The sequence below is a fragment of the Clostridium sp. TJA038 genome (assembly GCF_058310255.1).
This window is the reverse complement of record NZ_JBZEFA010000024.1, coordinates 1-1,906: the sequence shown is the minus strand read 5'-3', so window position 1 is coordinate 1,906 and position 1,906 is coordinate 1. Positions and strand designations below refer to the sequence as shown.

Genomic DNA, 1,906 nt, shown 5'->3' with positions numbered 1-1,906 from the left:
GAGTTTTTAATTGATGATAATATGGTTTTTGATATTGATAATTTAAAAGGATTTCTTAATGATACCAGTTCATTTGGGTTTATAGCTAAAGAAAATAATAAAATTATAGGATTTGCATATTGCTATACACTTTTAAGACCTGATGGAAAAACAATGTTTTATTTACACTCAATAGGAATGTTACCTAACTATCAAGACAAAGGTTATGGTTCAAAATTATTATCTTTTATTAAGGAATATTCTAAAGAGATTGGTTGTTCTGAAATGTTTTTAATAACTGATAAAGGTAATCCTAGAGCTTGCCATGTATATGAAAAATTAGGTGGTAAAAATGATTATAAAGATGAAATAGTATATGTATATGATTATGAAAAAGGTGATAAATAAATGAATATAGTTGAAAATGAAATATGTATAAGAACTTTAATAGATGATGATTTTCCTTTGATGTTAAAATGGTTAACTGATGAAAGAGTATTAGAATTTTATGGTGGTAGAGATAAAAAATATACATTAGAATCATTAAAAAAACATTATACAGAGCCTTGGGAAGATGAAGTTTTTAGAGTAATTATTGAATATAACAATGTTCCTATTGGATATGGACAAATATATAAAATGTATGATGAGTTATATACTGATTATCATTATCCAAAAACTGATGAGATAGTCTATGGTATGGATCAATTTATAGGAGAGCCAAATTATTGGAGTAAAGGAATTGGTACAAGATATATTAAATTGATTTTTGAATTTTTGAAAAAAGAAAGAAATGCTAATGCAGTTATTTTAGACCCTCATAAAAATAATCCAAGAGCAATAAGGGCATACCAAAAATCTGGTTTTAGAATTATTGAAGATTTGCCAGAACATGAATTACACGAGGGCAAAAAAGAAGATTGTTATTTAATGGAATATAGATATGATGATAATGCCACAAATGTTAAGGCAATGAAATATTTAATTGAGCATTACTTTGATAATTTCAAAGTAGATAGTATTGAAATAATCGGTAGTGGTTATGATAGTGTGGCATATTTAGTTAATAATGAATACATTTTTAAAACAAAATTTAGTACTAATAAGAAAAAAGGTTATGCAAAAGAAAAAGCAATATATAATTTTTTAAATACAAATTTAGAAACTAATGTAAAAATTCCTAATATTGAATATTCGTATATTAGTGATGAATTATCTATACTAGGTTATAAAGAAATTAAAGGAACTTTTTTAACACCAGAAATTTATTCTACTATGTCAGAAGAAGAACAAAATTTGTTAAAACGAGATATTGCCAGTTTTTTAAGACAAATGCACGGTTTAGATTATACAGATATTAGTGAATGTACTATTGATAATAAACAAAATGTATTAGAAGAGTATATATTGTTGCGTGAAACTATTTATAATGATTTAACTGATATAGAAAAAGATTATATAGAAAGTTTTATGGAAAGACTAAATGCAACAACAGTTTTTGAGGGTAAAAAGTGTTTATGCCATAATGATTTTAGTTGTAATCATCTATTGTTAGATGGCAATAATAGATTAACTGGAATAATTGATTTTGGAGATTCTGGAATTATAGATGAATATTGTGATTTTATATACTTACTTGAAGATAGTGAAGAAGAAATAGGAACAAATTTTGGAGAAGATATATTAAGAATGTATGGAAATATAGATATTGAGAAAGCAAAAGAATATCAAGATATAGTTGAAGAATATTATCCTATTGAAACTATTGTTTATGGAATTAAAAATATTAAACAGGAATTTATCGAAAATGGTAGAAAAGAAATTTATAAAAGGACTTATAAAGATTGATTATATAATATATGAAAAGCTATTATAAAAGACATTAGTATTAAATAGTTTAAAAAAATGAAAAATAATAAAGGAAGTG

At 24.2% G+C, this 1,906-nt stretch carries 2 protein-coding genes; both read left to right on the top strand.

The genetic code is table 11. The annotated features are described in order from the left end of the window. Positions 1 to 387 (top strand): GNAT family N-acetyltransferase (locus AC4FQV_RS11835; RefSeq protein WP_243272037.1); only part of this gene is annotated, 387 nt, incomplete at its 5' end. After that, positions 388 to 1,827 carry a bifunctional aminoglycoside N-acetyltransferase AAC(6')-Ie/aminoglycoside O-phosphotransferase APH(2'')-Ia gene (locus AC4FQV_RS11830; RefSeq protein ID WP_001028144.1) on the top strand — a complete coding sequence of 480 codons (1,440 nt, stop codon included), beginning with the start codon at positions 388 to 390 and terminating at the stop codon, positions 1,825 to 1,827. The last annotated feature ends 79 nt before the right edge of the window (positions 1,828 to 1,906 follow it).